This window comes from Pseudomonas sp. NBRC 111138, from assembly GCF_001320835.1.
Taxonomy (GTDB): domain Bacteria; phylum Pseudomonadota; class Gammaproteobacteria; order Pseudomonadales; family Pseudomonadaceae; genus Aquipseudomonas; species Aquipseudomonas paracarnis.
Window position 1 is genome coordinate 1 of record NZ_BCBO01000176.1, and the last position, 17,244, is coordinate 17,244.

At 61.5% G+C, this 17,244-nt stretch carries 13 protein-coding genes; 3 read left to right on the forward strand and 10 right to left on the reverse strand.

What is annotated here, in order from left to right; all coding sequences use genetic code 11:
- The 9 genes from APH41_RS27245 to leuC form a co-directional block, all read right to left on the reverse strand.
- The coding region (locus tag APH41_RS27245) for a phosphoribosylanthranilate isomerase (protein WP_177333603.1) at positions 1 to 337 on the reverse strand (337 nt) is incomplete at its 3' end.
- 63 nt (positions 338 to 400) lie between these two features.
- Positions 401 to 1,225, reverse strand: a complete 825-nt coding sequence (truA, locus tag APH41_RS27250; protein WP_054898765.1) for a tRNA pseudouridine(38-40) synthase TruA — start codon at positions 1,223 to 1,225, stop codon at positions 401 to 403.
- Between the two features lie 243 nt (positions 1,226 to 1,468).
- Entirely contained in the window at positions 1,469 to 3,982 is a 2,514-nt protein-coding gene (locus APH41_RS27255; RefSeq protein ID WP_054922589.1) for a FimV/HubP family polar landmark protein, read from the reverse strand.
- A gap of 161 nt (positions 3,983 to 4,143) precedes the next feature.
- On the reverse strand, positions 4,144 to 5,154 hold the full coding sequence (locus APH41_RS27260) for an aspartate-semialdehyde dehydrogenase (RefSeq protein ID WP_054922592.1): 1,011 nt from the start codon (positions 5,152 to 5,154) through the stop codon (positions 4,144 to 4,146).
- A 249-nt stretch (positions 5,155 to 5,403) separates the two neighbouring features.
- Positions 5,404 to 6,516, reverse strand: a complete 1,113-nt coding sequence (asd, locus tag APH41_RS27265) for an aspartate-semialdehyde dehydrogenase (protein WP_003192554.1) — start codon at positions 6,514 to 6,516, stop codon at positions 5,404 to 5,406.
- 64 nt (positions 6,517 to 6,580) lie between these two features.
- The gene (gene leuB, locus APH41_RS27270; protein WP_054922594.1) at positions 6,581 to 7,663 is read right to left on the reverse strand and encodes a 3-isopropylmalate dehydrogenase; all 1,083 of its coding nucleotides are present in this window, start codon (positions 7,661 to 7,663) and stop codon (positions 6,581 to 6,583) included.
- Positions 7,664 to 7,716: 53 nt separating this feature from the next.
- Positions 7,717 to 8,481, reverse strand: coding sequence for a class I SAM-dependent methyltransferase (locus tag APH41_RS27275; RefSeq protein ID WP_054922597.1), 765 nt, complete (start codon positions 8,479 to 8,481; stop codon positions 7,717 to 7,719).
- Positions 8,482 to 8,625: 144 nt separating this feature from the next.
- Positions 8,626 to 9,270 carry a 3-isopropylmalate dehydratase small subunit gene (gene leuD / locus APH41_RS27280; protein WP_014719160.1) on the reverse strand — a complete coding sequence of 215 codons (645 nt, stop codon included), beginning with the start codon at positions 9,268 to 9,270 and terminating at the stop codon, positions 8,626 to 8,628.
- Positions 9,271 to 9,280: 10 nt separating this feature from the next.
- Positions 9,281 to 10,699 carry a 3-isopropylmalate dehydratase large subunit gene (gene leuC / locus APH41_RS27285; protein WP_054922598.1) on the reverse strand — a complete coding sequence of 473 codons (1,419 nt, stop codon included), beginning with the start codon at positions 10,697 to 10,699 and terminating at the stop codon, positions 9,281 to 9,283.
- A 140-nt stretch (positions 10,700 to 10,839) separates the two neighbouring features.
- On the opposite strand from leuC, the gene APH41_RS27290 reads away from it, so the two are divergent.
- On the forward strand, positions 10,840 to 11,730 hold the full coding sequence (locus APH41_RS27290; RefSeq protein WP_054922601.1) for a LysR family transcriptional regulator: 891 nt from the start codon (positions 10,840 to 10,842) through the stop codon (positions 11,728 to 11,730).
- Between the two features lie 66 nt (positions 11,731 to 11,796).
- Positions 11,797 to 15,075 carry an EAL domain-containing protein gene (locus APH41_RS27295; protein WP_054922604.1) on the forward strand — a complete coding sequence of 1,093 codons (3,279 nt, stop codon included), beginning with the start codon at positions 11,797 to 11,799 and terminating at the stop codon, positions 15,073 to 15,075.
- Between the two features lie 86 nt (positions 15,076 to 15,161).
- Here APH41_RS27295 and APH41_RS28660 read toward each other — a convergent pair whose 3' ends face one another.
- Complete coding sequence (locus APH41_RS28660; protein ID WP_082430517.1) at positions 15,162 to 16,094, reverse strand: hypothetical protein; 933 nt, start codon at positions 16,092 to 16,094, stop codon at positions 15,162 to 15,164.
- Positions 16,095 to 16,331: 237 nt separating this feature from the next.
- On the opposite strand from APH41_RS28660, the gene APH41_RS28960 reads away from it, so the two are divergent.
- On the forward strand, positions 16,332 to 17,042 hold the full coding sequence (locus APH41_RS28960; protein ID WP_156359102.1) for a hypothetical protein: 711 nt from the start codon (positions 16,332 to 16,334) through the stop codon (positions 17,040 to 17,042).
- Positions 17,043 to 17,244: the final 202 nt, after the last annotated feature.

Below are 17,244 nucleotides of genomic sequence, written 5' to 3' on the forward strand. Positions count from 1 at the left end.
CGATATCGTCCCCGGCCTTGACCCGCAACGCCTTGATGTACGGGCGCTGATAGCTTTCGCATTCCTCTGGCGATTCGTCGCCATGGAACTGCAACATATCCAGCGGCACCGCATCCAGGGTTTCGTTGAGCTCGCAGCGGCTGGCGTTGACGAACAACCCCACGGTGGTCACGAAGGGCGGCAATGCAGCGATGATCGCCCGCGCCTGCAGCACATTCACCGCCCGTGGGCTCTTGGCATAAAACACCAGGCCAATGGCATCCGCCCCCGCTTCGACTGCCGCCAGCGCGTCTTCTATGCGGGTAATCCCGCAAATCTTGCTGCGAACGGCTGACATGTCGTAGGAACCTCAGGGTTGGACCGAGAAAGTCCCGGATGGTAACAAAAGCTTTTCCGGGCGTCAGCCGCCAAGTTCGCTGAAACCGGTGAGGAAGTGCGGCCCGATAAAGCGTTCCGGTAATTCGAACTCGTCGCGGTACTCCACATCCACCAGGTAAAGGCCGAACGGATGCGCCGTGACCCCGCCCGTGCGGCGAATGCGGCTATCCAGCACTTCCTTGGCCCACTCCACCGGGCGCTCACCGGTGCCGATGGTCATCAGCACGCCAGCGATGTTGCGCACCATGTGATGCAGGAAGGCACCTGCACGGATATCCAGCACAATCATCTTGCCGTGGCGCGTCACCCGCAGGTGGTGGACTTCCTTGATCGGCGACTTGGCCTGGCACTGCCCTGCACGGAAGGCGCTGAAGTCATGCACCCCGACCAAATGCTGCGCGGCCTCGGCCATGCGCTCGGCATCCAGCGGGCGGTGGTTCCAAGTGATTTCTTCATTGAGGTGCGCCGGGCGGATCTGATCGTTGTAGATCACGTAGCGGTAACGGCGGGCGATGGCCTTGAAACGGGCGTGAAAATGCGCCGGCATGACCTTGGCCCAGCTGACGCTGACGTCATGGGGCAAATTGATATTAGCCCCCATCACCCACGCCTTCATCGAACGCTCGGCCTGGGTGTCGAAGTGCACCACTTGGCCACACGCGTGCACGCCGGCATCGGTACGCCCGGCACACATCAGCGACACCGGCGAGTTGGCGACTTTGGACAGGGCGTTTTCCAGGGTTTCCTGCACCGTCAGCACCCCGGAGGCCTGACGCTGCCAGCCGCGATAGCGCGAGCCTTTGTATTCCACGCCCAGGGCGATGCGGTAAAAGCCTGCGGCCGCCATTTCGGCAGCCGCGTTATCTATATTTGCCAAGAACTGAGAGCCTGATGAGTTGCGCAAAGGCGGGCATTATAGGGCGTCAGGGTGCATGAGAGGGGGCTTTTAATCTGGGGTTTTTGTGGCGAGGGAGCTTGCTCCCGTTCGACAGCGCAGCTGGAGCCGGCTTTTCAGGGGCGCTACGCCCCCCAGCGGGAGCAAGCTCCCTCGCCACAACAAGCCCGCTCCCACATTTTTCTGCCTCGGCCGTTAGATTCGGCCGAGCATTTCCTTGGCTTCGCTACGCTGGCCTTCGTTGCCTTCGGTCAGCACCTCGGACAGGATGTCTCGCGCGCCGTCAGCATCGCCCATGTCGATATAGGCCTGGGCCAGGTCGAGCTTGGTAGCCACTTCATCGGTGCCCGAGAGGAAGTCGAAATCCGGCTCATCCTCAGCACCCAGCGCGGCATCTTCAGCCGTGAAGGAAGGCTCGATCGGCGGATGTTCCAGGCTCTGGGACAATCGATCCAGTTCAGCGTTGACGTCGTCCAGCTCCAACGCGAAGGCATCGGGCTTGGCCGCAGGGTTGCTCGGCTCGTCCGCCAGCGACAGGTCAAAGTCTTCCGGCAGGTCGAATTCGTCCAGCGCAGCCGGCGTCAGGGTCGGCGGCTCCACTGGCGGTACATCCTTGATCTGCTCTTCAAGGCCCGACAGGAAGTCGTCATCGGTTTGCGACGCGGGCGGGTCCAGCTGCAGGTCCAGGTCAAAGTCCGACAGGTCCTGTGCGTCGGCCTTAGACTCGGTCTGTTGTTTGAGCAATGTTTCAAAGGTTTGCTGGTCTTGCGCGATCTCGGCCGGCGAGGCGGCTTCCAGGTCATCCAGGCTCAAGTCGAAATCGGTGTCGAAGGTGTCTGCCTGCGCAGCCGAGGCCGGCTTGTCGTCGAGCAGGTCCTTGACGTATTGCGCATCCAGGGCTGCGGCGGCCACTGCGGCACTGACACCCGCCGCCAACACGGCCATGGCCGGGAAGCGCGCCTTGAGCTGCTCGACCTGGGCATGGTTCTCACCGTTGGCCACCAACTGGCGCTCCTGGGTGACGAACCCGTCCTTGTTGTTCTGCAGGCCATAGACTTCCATCAGCTTCAAACGCAGGTCGCTGCGCTTGGGCTCGTGCTTGATGGCTTGTTCAAGCACATCCGCCGCCTGGTTCAGGTGGCCACGGTCAATATGGGATTGGGCCTGGGCCAGGGCGTCGCTGGAATTTTCCTGAGCCACGGCAACCGCCAACGGCGCCAGCACGGAGGCGACCGTCGGCGCCACAACCGTCTCGACCACCGGTGCTGGCGCGGGTGCGGCTGCTGGCGCCACTGCGGTGGCGAGCTTGACGCTCGGCGGCGGCACTTCAAGGCCCTCGAAGCTGTCAGGCGGCAGGTCTTGATCGATATTGGAAACGAACTCAGGCTCTTCGGCCAACGCCCGAGCCATGCGCAGATGCTTCTCTTCTTCACGGCGAGCATTGCGATGGCGAGCCCATAGCAGCAGAAGCAGCAGCACCACCAGCAGGGCCGCACCGCCAAGGATGCCTAGCACAATCGGGTTGGTCAGCAGATCATTGAACTTGCCTTCGGTACTGGCCGGCGCGGCAGCCGGCTTGACAGGTTCAGGCGCTGGCGCTGCAACAGGGGCCGCAGGCTCGGCTGCAGGCTCACCGGGCAACTGCGCGGGGATCGCGGCGGGCTCAGCGGTTTGAGCCTGCAAACGAGCCAATTGGTCATTCTTCAGCTGGATCAGCTTCTGCAGCTTGTCCAGCTGGCTTTGCAGGTCGGCGGCACGGCTTTTCAGTTCTTCGTTGTCGCGCCGCGTGGTGTCGAGCTCTTCCTGGGTCATCGCCAGCTTGTCGCTCAGGGCGCGGCTGTCCCCAGCTGCGCCTTTGCCACCTTTCTTGGCGGCTTGCGCCGATACCAGGCTCAAATTGTCCTTGGCCTGGGTGCTCGACGGCGCATTGCCGGCCTGGGTACGCCGGGTTGCATCCAACTGCGGCTTACCAGCCACTTGCCCCTGAGGACTGCGCTGGCGCTGGCGCCAGGCGGCGTTCTGCGCACTCACTTCGGCAATCGCTTGCGGCTGGGCCAGGGCTGTACTTTGGGTGATATCCGGCAGGCGTAGCACCTGGCCGGTTTTCAGGCGGTTGATGTTGCCGTCGACAAAGGCATCCGGGTTAAGCGCCTGGATAGCCAGCATCGTTTGCTGGACCGAGGCGCCATGACGGTTCTTCGCGGCAATTTCCCACAAGGTATCGTGGGGCGTGGTGGTGTGCCGGGCAAGCGTGCCAGTGGCAGGCGCAGAGCTGGCCGGCGCGCTGGCAGTCGGTGCCGGCTGGTCAAACTTGGCCGGGTCGAGCAGCACACTGTAGTCACGCATCAAGCGGCCATTGGGCCATTGCACCTGCATCAGGAAACGCACGTAGGAATCGGGCAGCGGCTTGCTGGAGGTCACACGTACCACGCTGCGACCTTCGGGGTTGATCACCGGCGTGAACGTCAGGTCATCGAGAAACGCCTGGCGGTCGACACCCGCATCCACGAAGGCCTGGGCCGAAGCCAGGCTGGGGGTGATCTCGGACGCCGTGAGGCCGCCCACATCGCGCAATTCGATTTCCACCGACAGCGGCTGGTTCAACTTCGACTTGAGGGTCATCTCCCCAAGTTGCAGCGCCTGCGCCATACCGGAGGACAGCGCCGAGGCGGCCGCTATTGCTAACACCAGTTTGCGAACTTGAACCATAGCCTCATCCTTTGTTTGAACACTTCCCGCTCTGCGAGAAGGTTGGTAACCGCTGCCATAAGGCATGGCGAGCCGATAGGTCACCGACGCGCTTGTGTTTCACTTGGGACCAAGCATAGCGCCTGGCTAGAATCAATCTACAAATTGCCGCCAAGTATCTTTTACACAAGGTCTTTTATCAACAACTGCGCCAGTTCCACGGCGTTCAGGGCCGAGCCTTTGCGTACGTTATCTGACGTCAACCAAAGATTTAGTTCCGCTGGGTCGTCGATACCTGCGCGAACTCGCCCGACGTACACCACGTCCTGGCCGACGGCATCGCCTACGGCTGTGGGGTAATCGCCCTCCTCGACCAGCTCGATTCCCGGCGCAGCGTCGAGGGCGCGGTTCACCGCGGCCAGGTCGACCGGCGCGGCCAGTTGCAGCGACACAGTCAGGCTATCGCCGAAAAACACCGGGGCTTGAACGCAGGTGGCGGAAATCTTTAGTAAAGGTGTTTCCAGCACCGCACGCAGTTCGTGTACGAGGCGCTTCTCCAGGGCGGTATGACCTTGGACGTCTGGCGTGCCGACTTGCGCCAGCAGGTTGAACGCCACTTGCCGATCGAAGAACGCTGGCTCCAAAGGACGCACGTTCAGCAGTTCGGCAGTCTGGCGCGCCAACTCGCTGACGGCCTCGCGGCCCTGGGCAGAGATGGCCAGGTTGGCGGTGACGCTCACGCGCTGGATGTCCACCACATTGCGCAACGGTGCCAGCACCACCGCGAGGTAGGTGGCACAAGGGCTCGGGCTGCCGAGCTGGAAAGGCTTTTTCAACGCGCCCAGCACATGGGCGTTGGCCTGCGGCACCACTTGCGGCGCCTGCTCGGCGGGCAATGCGCCAGACAAGTCGATCACCGCGCAGCCAGCGGCGGTGGCACGCGGGGCGAAGCTCAGGGTCACCGCGGGGCCTGCAGCGAAGAACGCCAACTGCACCTTGCTGAAATCAAACGTGTCGACCTCTTTGACCCGCACGTTCTTGCCCCGAAACGGCACCGAAGCCCCCGCCGAGTTGCTACCCGCCAGCAGGTACAAGGTGCCCACCGGGAACTCCAGCTCTTCGAGAATCTGCACCAGGGTTTCGCCAACGGTACCGGTAGCGCCGATCACGGCGATTTCAAAGGTCTGGGTCATGGGATTGCCTCGGGCATTACGGGGGAGCGGCACTTTACCGGGTGGTAGAGGGTGAGGCAATTACAGCCCCCCTGATCGTTCCCGCGCTCTGCGTGGGAACGCCTCCTGTGACGCTCCGCGTCACGCCTCTAAAGCAGACGCAGAGCGTCCAGAGCTGCATTCCCACGCAGAGCGTGGGAACGATCACAAGGGCAACAAAAAACCCGCGCCTGTCACCAGAACGCGGGTTTCTGTTATTGCCTCAAGCGATCAACGCTCCAGCAAAATCCGCAACATGCGACGCAACGGCTCAGCCGCGCCCCACAGCAGTTGGTCGCCAACGGTGAACGCGCCAAGGAACTGGCTGCCCATGTTCAGCTTGCGCAGGCGGCCCACCGGTACATTCAGGGTGCCGGTGACCTTGGTCGGGCTCAGCTCCTGCATGCTGATATCGCGGTTGTTCGGCACCAGCTTGACCCAAGGGTTGTGCTGGCTGATCAGCCCTTCGATATCGGCGATCGGCACATCTTTGTTCAACTTGATAGTCAGCGCCTGGCTGTGGCAACGCATGGCGCCAATGCGCACGCAGATGCCGTCCACCGGGATCGGGTTCTTGAAACGCCCCAGGATCTTGTTGGTTTCGGCCTGGGCCTTCCACTCTTCGCGGCTCTGACCGTTAGGCAGTTCCTTGTCGATCCACGGGATCAGGCTACCGGCCAATGGCACGCCGAAGTTCTCGGTCGGGTAAGCATCGCTGCGCATGGCCTCGGCCACACGGCGGTCGATATCGAGGATCGCACTGGCCGGGTCAGCCAGTTGATCGGCGACAGCGGCGTGGGTCGCGCCCATCTGCTTGATCAGTTCACGCATGTTCTGCGCGCCGGCACCGGAGGCCGCCTGATAGGTCATCGCGCTCATCCACTCCACCAGGCCCGCTTCGAACAGGCCGCCCAGGCCCATCAGCATCAGGCTGACGGTGCAGTTGCCGCCCACGTAGTTCTTGGTACCGGCGTCCAGTTGCTGGTCGATGACCTTGCGGTTGACCGGGTCGAGGATGATCACCGCGTCGTCCTGCATGCGCAGGCTCGAAGCGGCGTCGATCCAGTAACCCTGCCAGCCGGCTTCGCGCAGCTTGGGGAAGACTTCGCTGGTGTAGTCGCCACCCTGGCAGGTCAGGATCACGTCGAGGCTCTTCAACTCTTCAATGCTGTAGGCATCCTTGAGCGGGGCAATATCCTTGCCCACGGACGGCCCTTGGCCACCTACGTTCGAAGTGGTGAAAAACACCGGCTCAATAAGATCGAAATCCTGCTCTTCCAGCATCCGCTGCATGAGCACGGAACCGACCATACCGCGCCAACCGATCAGACCTACACGTTTCATCGCAACTACACCTTGTTAAAAAGTGGGCCGCCTTGCAGCAACAACTGCAAGCGGGCCCGAGAGATTACAGATTCCGCAGCGCGGCGACTACTGCGTCGCCCATTTCTTGCGTCCCGACCTTGGTGCAACCCTGGGACCAGATATCGCCGGTGCGCAAGCCCTGATCCAGCACCAGGCTGACGGCCTTCTCGATTGCGTCCGCCGCATCGCCCAGGTTGAAGCTGTAGCGCAGCATCATCGACACCGACAAAATCGTCGCCAGCGGGTTGGCAATGCCCTGCCCCGCGATGTCTGGCGCCGAACCGTGGCACGGCTCGTACATACCTTTGTTGTTGGTGTCCAGGGACGCCGACGGCAGCATGCCGATGGAACCGGTGAGCATCGACGCCTGGTCGGACAGGATGTCGCCGAACAGGTTGTCGGTGACAATCACGTCGAACTGCTTGGGTGCGCGCACCAGTTGCATGGCGGCGTTGTCGACGTACATGTGGCTCAGTTCGACGTCCGGATAATCCTTGGCGACTTCTTCGACGATTTCACGCCACAGTTGGCTGGAAGCCAGCACGTTGGCCTTGTCCACCGAGCAGACTTTTTTGCCGCGCACGCGCGCCATGTCGAAACCGACACGGGCGATACGGCGGATTTCGCTCTCGCTGTATGGCAGCGTGTCATAGGCCTGACGCTCACCATTTTCCAACTCGCGCACACCCCGTGGCGAGCCGAAGTAGATACCGCCGGTCAGCTCACGCACGATGAGAATATCCAGGTCCGCTACCACTTCCGGCTTGAGGCTCGACGCGTCAGCCAGTTGCGGGTAGAGGATGGCCGGGCGCAGGTTGCCGAACAGGCCCAGTTGCGCACGAATTTTCAGCAAGCCGCGCTCAGGGCGGATGTCACGCTCGATCTTGTCCCATTTCGGCCCCCCCACGGCACCGAGCAGCACGGCATCGGCAGCCCGGGCGCGGTCGAGGGTCTCGTCAGCCAGCGGCACGCCGTGCTTGTCGATGGCAGCGCCGCCGATCACGTCGTGGCTCAGCTCGAAGCCCAGGCTGTACTTGCTGTTGGCAAGCTCAAGGACCTTGACCGCTTCGGCCATGATTTCCGGCCCAATACCGTCGCCAGGGAGAATCAGAATCTGCTTGCTCATGGGTTCCTCATTTCATCAAGCGACCCGCCCGTGGGCAGGTCGGGAAAAATCAATCAGCGTTCGGCGAAGACCACCAGCACATCGGTGCTGAAGGTGCCGTCGGCTTGAATTTCGTAATAATCGCGTACTTCCTGGCCCATCGCCTGTTGCAGCTCAAGGATTGCTGCACGCAGTACCTCTGGCGTGCGCATGCGTTCAACCCACGAGGTGTACTCCAGGCGCAAGCGCTGGCGACTGCTGTTGCGCACGTGCAGGCCGGCCTCACTCAACTGGCGCATCCACTCGGCGCCGGAATAGTCACGTACATGGCTGGTGTCGCGCAGCACTTCGACGGTTTGCAGGTAAGTGTCCAACAGCGGGCTGCCCGGTGACAAGACATCCACAAATGCCGCCACGCCACCCGGCTTGAGCACACGGCGCACTTCACGCAGGGCCAGGCCGAGGTCGCTCCAGTGATGGGGCGAATAACGGCTGAACACGAAGTCGAATTCGCCATCGGCGAACGGCAGGCGCTCGGCGGCGCCGTGCACGGTGCGGATGTTGTCCAGGTTGCGGTCTTTGGCGGCGGCGGCCACCACGTCGAGCATAGGCAGGGACAAGTCGTAGGCCACCACTTCTTTGACCAGAGGCGCTACATGGAAGCTGACATGACCGGCACCGCAGCCCAGGTCCAGCAGGCGTGCAGCGCCCTGCCCGGCCAGTTCGGCCTGTAGCAGTGCGAATTCGGTGCCCTGGGCGTGTACGGCGCTGCTCAGGTAGGCCGAGGCTTGCTCGCCGAATTGTTTTTGCACGACTTGGGTGTGGGCGGTGGTGGTCATGGTGGCTTTCCTTGGGGTTTGTGGTGGTTGCACTGGCGCTATCGCAGGCAAGCCAGCTTCCACCGTTGACCGAGGTGCTCAGGCGAACCTCGATCTCTGTGGGAGCGGGCTTGCCCGCGATGGGGCCCGCACGGTTACCGCAAATCAGGCATCGCGAAACAGCCAGGGCTGGCTCGCCCGGTGCCTGGTTTCAAACGCAGCAATCGCATCGCCGTCCTGCAAGGTCAGGCCGATGTCGTCCAGGCCGTTGATCAGGCAGTGCTTACGGAAGGCATCCACTTCAAAGTGGTACACCTTGCCATCCGGGCGGGTCACGGTTTGCGCGGCCAGGTCCACCGTCAGCTGGTAGCCGACATTGGCCTCCACTTGCTGGAACAACTCGTCCACTTCAGCGTCGCTCAAGATGATCGGCAACAGGCCGTTCTTGAAGCTGTTGTTGAAGAAGATATCGGCGTAGCTCGGCGCGATGATGCTGCGAAAGCCGTACTCTTCCAGGGCCCAAGGCGCGTGCTCGCGGCTGGAGCCGCAGCCGAAGTTTTCCCGGGCCAGCAACACGCTGGCGCCTTGGTAACGCTCGGCGTTGAGCACAAAGTCCTTGTTCAGAGGGCGCTTGGAGTTGTCCTGGTAGGCGTAGCCCACGTCCAGGTAGCGCCACTCATCGAACAGGTTGGGGCCGAAACCGGTGCGCTTGATCGACTTCAGGAATTGCTTTGGGATGATCTGGTCGGTGTCCACATTGGCACGGTCCAACGGCGCTACAAGGCCTGTGTGTTGGGTAAAAGCTCTCATCGGGTTTTCCTCAGATCAATTCGCGAACGTCGATGAAACGACCGTTGACGGCAGCAGCGGCGGCCATGGCCGGGCTCACCAGGTGAGTACGCCCACCCGCGCCTTGGCGCCCTTCGAAGTTACGGTTGGAGGTCGACGCGCAATGCTCGCCCGACTCCAGGCGGTCCGGGTTCATCGCCAGGCACATCGAGCAGCCCGGCTCACGCCATTCAAAACCGGCTTCGAGGAAGATCTTGTCCAGCCCTTCGGCTTCCGCCTGGGCTTTAACCAGCCCGGAACCTGGCACCACAATGGCTTGTTTGATGGTCGAGGCCACCTTGCGGCCTTTGGCGATCACCGCCGCGGCGCGCAGGTCTTCGATACGCGAGTTGGTGCAGGAACCGATAAACACGCGGTCCAACTGGATATCGGTGATCGCCTGGTTGGCGGTCAACCCCATGTATTTCAAGGCGCGCTCGATGGAGCCACGCTTGACCAGGTCGGCCTCTTTGGCCGGGTCCGGCACGTTCTGGTCGACGGCCAGGACCATTTCGGGCGAAGTGCCCCAGCTGACTTGCGGCTTGATCTGCGCAGCGTCGAGTTCGACCACGGTGTCGAACACCGCATCGGCGTCGGAGACCAGGTCTTTCCACGCTTCGACGGCGGCATCCCAATCGGCGCCCTGCGGCGCGAACGGGCGGCCCTTGACGTATTCGACGGTTTTTTCGTCCGCCGCCACCATGCCCACGCGGGCACCGGCTTCGATGGACATGTTGCAAATGGTCATGCGGCCTTCAATGGACAGCTCGCGGATAGCACTGCCGGCGAACTCGATGGCATGGCCGTTGCCGCCGGCGGTGCCGATCTTGCCGATCACGGCGAGCACGATGTCTTTGGCGGTCACGCCAAACGGCAATTGGCCTTCGACGCGTACCAGCATGTTCTTCATTTTCTTGGCCACCAGGCACTGGGTGGCGAACACATGTTCCACCTCAGACGTGCCGATGCCATGGGCCAGGGCGCCGAACGCACCGTGGGTGGAGGTGTGGGAGTCGCCGCAGACCACGGTCATGCCCGGCAAGGTGGCGCCCTGCTCCGGGCCGATGACGTGGACGATGCCTTGGCGCACGTCGTTCATCTTGAATTCGGTGATGCCGTATTCGTCGCAATAATCGTCGAGGGTCTGCACCTGCAACCGCGAAACCTGGTCGGCAATGGCTTCGATGCCGCCCTTGCGCTCAGGAGTGGTCGGCACGTTGTGGTCCGGAGTGGCGATGATGGAGTCGACGCGCCAAGGCTTGCGCCCGGCCAGTCGCAGGCCTTCGAACGCTTGGGGCGAGGTCACTTCATGGATGATGTGACGGTCGATGTAGATCAGCGACGATCCATCATCGCGACGTTTCACTTCGTGGGAATCCCAAAGCTTGTCGTAAAGCGTTTTGCCGGCCATCAGTCGGTCCTCATCAGCGGTGCTTCTATACGCCGGGCTTTTCAATAACCCTTTGGCTTGTGAGGCTGATGGTATGGCGCTACATTAAATAACTCAAATTCATATTTTTTATGCTTTGGATTACCAACTGGAATAGCACCATGGACCTGGCCAACCTCAACGCCTTTATCGCCATCGCCGAGACCGGCAGCTTCTCCGGCGCCGGCGAACGCCTGCACCTGACCCAGCCGGCCATCAGCAAGCGCATCGCCGGTTTGGAACAACAATTGAAGGTACGGCTGTTCGACCGCCTGGGCCGCGAAGTCGGCTTGACCGAGGCCGGGCGGGCCTTGCTGCCCCGCGCCTATCAAATCCTCAACGTGCTGGACGACACCCGCCGGGCCCTGACCAACCTCACCGGCGAAGTCAGCGGGCGCCTCACTCTGGCCACTAGCCACCATATCGGCCTGCATCGCCTACCGCCGATCCTGCGCACCTTCACCCGGCAATATCCGAAGGTGGCGTTGGATATTCAGTTTCTGGATTCAGAAGTGGCCTACGAAGAAATCCTCCATGGCCGTGCGGAAGTCGCGGTAATCACCCTGGCGCCTGAGCCCCACAACCTGGTACGTGCAACCCGGGTGTGGGACGACCCACTGGATTTTGTGGTGGCGCCGGAACACAGCCTGATCAGCAACGGTTCCGTCAGCCTGGCTGATATCGCCGGGCATCCGGCCGTGTTTCCCGGTGGCAACACCTTTACCCACCATATTGTCAGCCGCCTGTTCGAGGCCCAGGGCCTGACGCCCAATATCGCGATGAGCACTAACTACCTGGAAACCATCAAGATGATGGTCTCCATCGGCCTGGCCTGGAGCGTGTTGCCGCGCACCATGCTTGACGATCAGGTGGCAAGTATCGCTTTGCCGGGCATACAGCTCAGTCGCCAGCTAGGCTATATCGTGCACACCGAAAGGACGCTGTCGAACGCTGCGCGGGCTTTCATGAGCCTGTTGGATGCACAGGTCGATCTGCCAGGGTTACCGGCATGACACCGTGCGGGCCAGGGGTTTAGGTCAAACCGCGCGGTTTTCTCAATGAGCCAAGGCCCTTTGATAATGCGCAACCCCCTTGACCCGATTCCACCCCTGCCCCGCATCTACGCCCTGGACCCTCAAGCGGCGGAACAAAGCTGGGACAGTGCCCCGCAGCTGCTCGCGGCCCTCAATGCCGCGCGGCTGGGTGCCTGGTGCTGGGAAATCGACACAGGAAGAATCAGTTGGTCACGGGGCACCCAGGCGCTATTCGGCTTTGACCCGCGCCAGCCTCTGCCCAAGGACCTCGATTACCTAGACCTGCTGGCCCCGCAAGACAGTGCGCGGGTGGTGCGCGGCTTTCATGCGGTGCTCGCCGGAGAGCCCTTCGACCGCGCCATGCACCACCGCATCCAATGGCCCGATGGCAGCCTGCACTGGCTGGAAATCAGCGGCAACCTGGCCCCCGACAAAGCCGGACGGCGACGCATGATCGGGGTGATCCGCGAGATCACCCACCAACGCGACCGTGAACATGCCCTCAGCCATTCGGAAAAGCGCTTCGCCACCCTGTTCCACCTGTGCCCGAACATGGTACTGCTGACGCGCCAGGCCGACGGCTTGATCAGCGAAGCCAACCAGTATTTCGAAATGCTGTTCGGCTGGCCGGTGGCCGATGCCATCGGCCGCACCACCCTGGAACTGGGCCTGTGGCGCCACCCGGAACAGCGGGCGCTGCTGGTCAAGGCCACGCAGCGCAAGGGTGAACCGATCACCATGGAAGTGCAGTTCTGCGCCAGCAACGGCCAGATTCATGACGGCACCCTCAGCGCACAAAAGGTGGAACTGGACGGCGAGGCGTACCTGATCAGCACCTTTCTGGACACCACCGAACGCAAAAACGCCGAGCAAGCGCTCAAGGAAAGCCAGGAGCGCCTGGACCTGGCTCTGGATTCCGCGCAACTGGGTACCTGGGATTGGCACATCCCCAGCGGCATGCTCTACGGCTCGGCGCGTGCCGCCCAGTTGCACGGGCTGGAACCCGCGCCGTTCCATGAATCCTTCGATGCGTTTTTTGAGGGCATGTCCGATGAGGACCGCGAGGGCATGCGCCATGCGTACCGCAGTTTGCGCGAAGGCCCGGACGGCAACTATCAGCTGACCTACCGCGTGCAAATGGAAGACGGCAGCCCGCGCTACCTGGAGAGCCGCGCACGCCTGTATCGCGATGAGTCAGGCAAGCCCCTGCGCATGGCAGGGACCTTGCTGGATATCACCGACCAGGTCGAGCGCGAGCAACGGCTGACCGCCTCGGAAGAAAAGTTCGCCAGCCTGTTCCAGGCCAGCCCCGACCCGATCTGCGTGACCTGCCTGGACAGCGGCGCCTTTATCGAGATCAACCCGGCGTTTACCCAGACGTTTGGCTGGACAGCCGCCGAAGTGCTCGACAAAAGCGCCGAACAAATCGGCTTGTGGGACGACTCCTGCAAGCGCCTGCAGCGCATCGAGCAGGTGATACGCGAACAGGCCCTGAACAATGTGGCCATAGTGGTGCATCACAAGGACGGCCAAAGCCTGACCTGCATGATTTCCAGCCGCTTGATCAAGGTCAGCGACCAGCCGTGCATCGTCACCACGCTGCGCGATATTACCCAACAGCAACGCTCGGAAGCCGCACTCAAGGCCAGTGAAGAGAAGTTTGCCAAGGCGTTCCATTCCAGCCCCGATGCGATATCCATCACCGAACGCGACACCGGCCGTTACGTGGAGGTCAACGACGGTTTTTGCCGCCTGACCGGTTACCGCACCGAAGAAGCCATCGGCCTGACGCTGTACCAGATCGGCATCTGGGCCGATGAAAACCAACGCGCTGCACTGTTGGCCGAGTTGCACATCAAGGGGCGCATTCACCACCTGGAAATGCTCTGGCGCAACAAGCGTGGCGAGGTGCTGGCGGTGGAGGTCTCGGTGGAGCCGATCACCTTGAATGAAACCCCCTGCCTGCTGCTGACCGCGCGGGATGTGAGCCTATTGAAGAACGCCCAGGCGCAGATCCGGCACCTGGCCTATCACGACCCGCTGACCAACCTGCCGAACCGGGCACTGCTGATGGACCGCCTGAGCCAGCAGATCGCCCTGCTCAAGCGCCACAACCTGCGCGGCGCCCTGCTGTTTCTGGACCTGGATCACTTCAAGCACATCAACGACTCCCTCGGCCACCCCGTTGGCGACACCGTGCTGAAAATCGTCACCGCGCGCCTGGAAGCCAGCGTGCGCACGGAGGACACCGTGGCCCGCCTGGGCGGCGACGAGTTTGTGGTATTGCTCAGCGGCCTGGAGGGCACCCGCCAGACGGTCAGCAGCCAGGTGCAAGCGCTGGCCGATACCCTGCGCGAATTGCTCTCGGAACCCATGTTCCTTGACGGTCACCGGTTGCAGGTCACGCCCAGCATCGGCGTGGCGCTGATCCCCGACCACGGCACCACACCCGCCGATCTGCTCAAGCGTGCCGACATCGCCCTGTACCGCGCCAAGGACTCCGGGCGCAACACCACGCAGATGTTCCACAACAGCATGCAAAAAACCGCCAGCGAGCGCCTGCGCATGGAAACCGACTTGCGCCTGGCTTTGTCACGCGGCGAATTCAGCGTGCATTACCAGCCCCAGGTGGATGCGCGAGGCAACAGGATAATCGGCGCCGAAGCCCTGGTGCGCTGGCAGCATCCACAATTGGGCGCGCAGTCGCCGGCGGAATTTATCAAGGTATTGGAAGACAGCGGCCTGATCCTGGAGGTCGGCACCTGGATTCTCGATGAAGCCTGCGGCGCCTTTGCCCAGTTGATTGCCGCCGGCCTGGTGGACCCGCTCAATTTCAGCCTGTGCGTGAATATCAGCCCGCGGCAGTTTCGCCAGAACGACTTTGTGGAACGGGTGGAGCACAGCCTCAAGCAATACGGCCTGCCGTTCAGCCTGCTGAAACTGGAAATCACCGAAGGCATCGTGATCCAGAACCTGGACGACACCGTGATGAAGATGCGCCGCCTGAAAAAACTCGGCGTGAGCTTTGCAATGGATGATTTCGGCACCGGCTACTCATCCCTGACCTATCTCAAGCGCTTGCCGGTGGACGCACTGAAGATCGATCAGTCGTTCGTGCGCGATGCGACCCACGACCCCAATGATGCAGAAATCATCCGCGCCATTGTGGCGATGGCGCGCAGCCTGAACCTGGAAGTCATCGCCGAGGGGGTGGAAACCCTGGAACAGCTGGCGTTCCTGCAAAAGCTGGGCTGCCATTTGTTCCAGGGGTATTTACACAGCCGGCCATTGCCGATCGAGGGTTTCAGGCGGTTGCTGGAATAGGGCCGCGCCTGATCACGCGAGGTTGCAAAAGATGCAGCCAAGCGCCACTGCCGTCAATGGAGCCGCCCGCCTGGCTGCCTGTTCAATTACATAAGCGCTACAGCATCGCCGTAGGTAGGGGCCGAGCCTCGGCGCCCCCACAACTCTTCACGACCATTGATAACCGCTACCGAATGCTTATCCCGATTGCACATACCCACTTGCCCACCGGCGAGCGCACTGACGGGCACCCTTCTCATGTGTTTCCTCAACCCCAGGCGCAGAAACCCTTCCCCCGGCCCCCACTCATCCTCCCCATTGTTCAGGCTGCGAATGGCAGCATGAAAACTCCTGCTCGCCGTACCATCGTTGTTTTCCATTTGCGCGCGCTTGGCGCTGACGGCAAAAAGAAACCGCGCATCCTTGAGCATCTCTTTATCGGGACCTATAAACCGCGAACCTTGTGCTGCTTGCGCCAACTCCGAGTCGGTCAATCTCAGCTGAAAATCGTCGCGCATGACCACGTGATAACCGCCAAGCTCTTTTCTCACTGAGCGAAAAATGTCCGTAGGGCTTTGACCAAATCGGTACATGGCTGCCTTGATGGCCGATACGGTAACGCAGTTGCCATCTGGCCCTTGGCGAAAGCCACTCCAGATGTTGTCCGGCTTAGCCCCATTACGCTTTATCGAAAGACCCGGAATGTTTGCGGCGACCTCAGGCTTTGGTGGTAGCGGTTCAGGTATGACCCGAGGCGGAACCTCAGGCAGAACCCTGGGCTGAGGAGGAATATCAGGAACTGTCGTATCTTTTTTACCGGACAACAGAGAAATCAGCTGTGAAAAAAAAGACGCAAATAGACCCGACAATGTAGTGACTAATTCCGTATTAGCACCAATGCTATTTTTAGCTGTCTCGACAGTCCGGCAATTAATTGGAGTGCACTGAAGAGCACCACTAATGGGCTTTAACGTATCAGCAGGTGCCGCCTGACGGACATCTATCACGCGCGCAATATTATTAATCGAATAGCACGACACAAGTTTCTCCTTAAACAGTACTTCTCCGAGTGATATGCCTCGGAGAAGCCCCCCGTTTTATTCAAGCGTTCTTATGAGCCAGCGGATTTCAGGATCTGGATGAAAGTCGAGCATTGAAGCGCCAGTTTTTGTCGAATTTATTCTCAGCAGGACCTGGGCTGGTCAAATCAGGAACAAACTTATCGGGCTGTGGCGCGGGTGTAGGTATCGGGTTGGTATCCGGATTCGGGCCTGGCTGTGGCATCGGGTTCGATTCCGGCTTCGGCCCCGGCTGTGGCACGGGGTTCGATTCAGGCTTTGGACCCGGCTGTGGCACGGGGTTCGATTCAGGCTTTGGACCGGGCTGCGGCACGGGGTTCGATTCAGGCTTCGGACCCGGCTGAGGCACGGGGTTCGATTCAGGCTTCGGACCCGGCTGAGGCACGGGGTTCGATTCAGGCTTTGGACCGGGCTGTGGCACGGGGTTCGATTCAGGCTTCGGACCGGGCTGGGGCACGGGGTTCGATTCCGGCTTCGGACCGGGCTGTGGCACGGGGTTCGATTCAGGCTTCGGACCGGGCTGTGGCACGGGGTTCGACTCCGGCCTTAGACCGGGCTGTGGCACGGGGTTCGATTCCGGCTTTGGACCCGGCTGTGGCACGGGGTTCGATTCAGGCTTCGGACCCGGCTGTGGCACGGGGTTCGATCCCGGCTTCGGACCGGGCTGTGGCACGGGGTTCGATCCCGGCTTCGGACCGGGCTGTGGCACGGGGTTCGATCCCGGCTTCGGACCCGGCTGGGGCACGGGGTTCGATTCCGGCGTTGGACCCGGCTGGGGCACGGGGTTCGATTCCGGCGTTGGACCCGGCTGTGGCACGGGGTTCGATTCCGGCTTCGGACCTTGCCTGGGATTTAAGTCCGGGGTTGGCCCGTCCTTTGTATCAGGGCAGTGACAGTGAGCGACATTGATGTTCACATGCACATTTGCTTCAGCATCATTAGTGACATTCACTGAAGGCATCGGCACTGACGGCTTCACTGGATGATCGTTTCTACCCGGTTTCGGCGTCAATCCTCCGTGATCTATTAGCATCCTCGGACCTTTTGCATCCGGCTTCACCGCTTGATCCGTCGTACCTGGCTTCACCGGCTGGTCTTTTGCATTCGGCTT

Coding starts and splice junctions, on each gene's coding strand:
- truA (WP_054898765.1), bottom strand. CDS start 1,225: ATGGCGGCCGCAGGCTTTTACCGCATCGCCCTGGGCGTGGAATACAAA.
- APH41_RS27255 (WP_054922589.1), bottom strand. CDS start 3,982: ATGGTTCAAGTTCGCAAACTGGTGTTAGCAATAGCGGCCGCCTCGGCG.
- APH41_RS27260 (WP_054922592.1), bottom strand. CDS start 5,154: ATGACCCAGACCTTTGAAATCGCCGTGATCGGCGCTACCGGTACCGTT.
- asd (WP_003192554.1), bottom strand. CDS start 6,516: ATGAAACGTGTAGGTCTGATCGGTTGGCGCGGTATGGTCGGTTCCGTG.
- leuB (WP_054922594.1), bottom strand. CDS start 7,663: ATGAGCAAGCAGATTCTGATTCTCCCTGGCGACGGTATTGGGCCGGAA.
- APH41_RS27275 (WP_054922597.1), bottom strand. CDS start 8,481: ATGACCACCACCGCCCACACCCAAGTCGTGCAAAAACAATTCGGCGAG.
- leuD (WP_014719160.1), bottom strand. CDS start 9,270: ATGAGAGCTTTTACCCAACACACAGGCCTTGTAGCGCCGTTGGACCGT.
- leuC (WP_054922598.1), bottom strand. CDS start 10,699: ATGGCCGGCAAAACGCTTTACGACAAGCTTTGGGATTCCCACGAAGTG.
- APH41_RS27290 (WP_054922601.1), top strand. CDS start 10,840: ATGGACCTGGCCAACCTCAACGCCTTTATCGCCATCGCCGAGACCGGC.
- APH41_RS27295 (WP_054922604.1), top strand. CDS start 11,797: ATGCGCAACCCCCTTGACCCGATTCCACCCCTGCCCCGCATCTACGCC.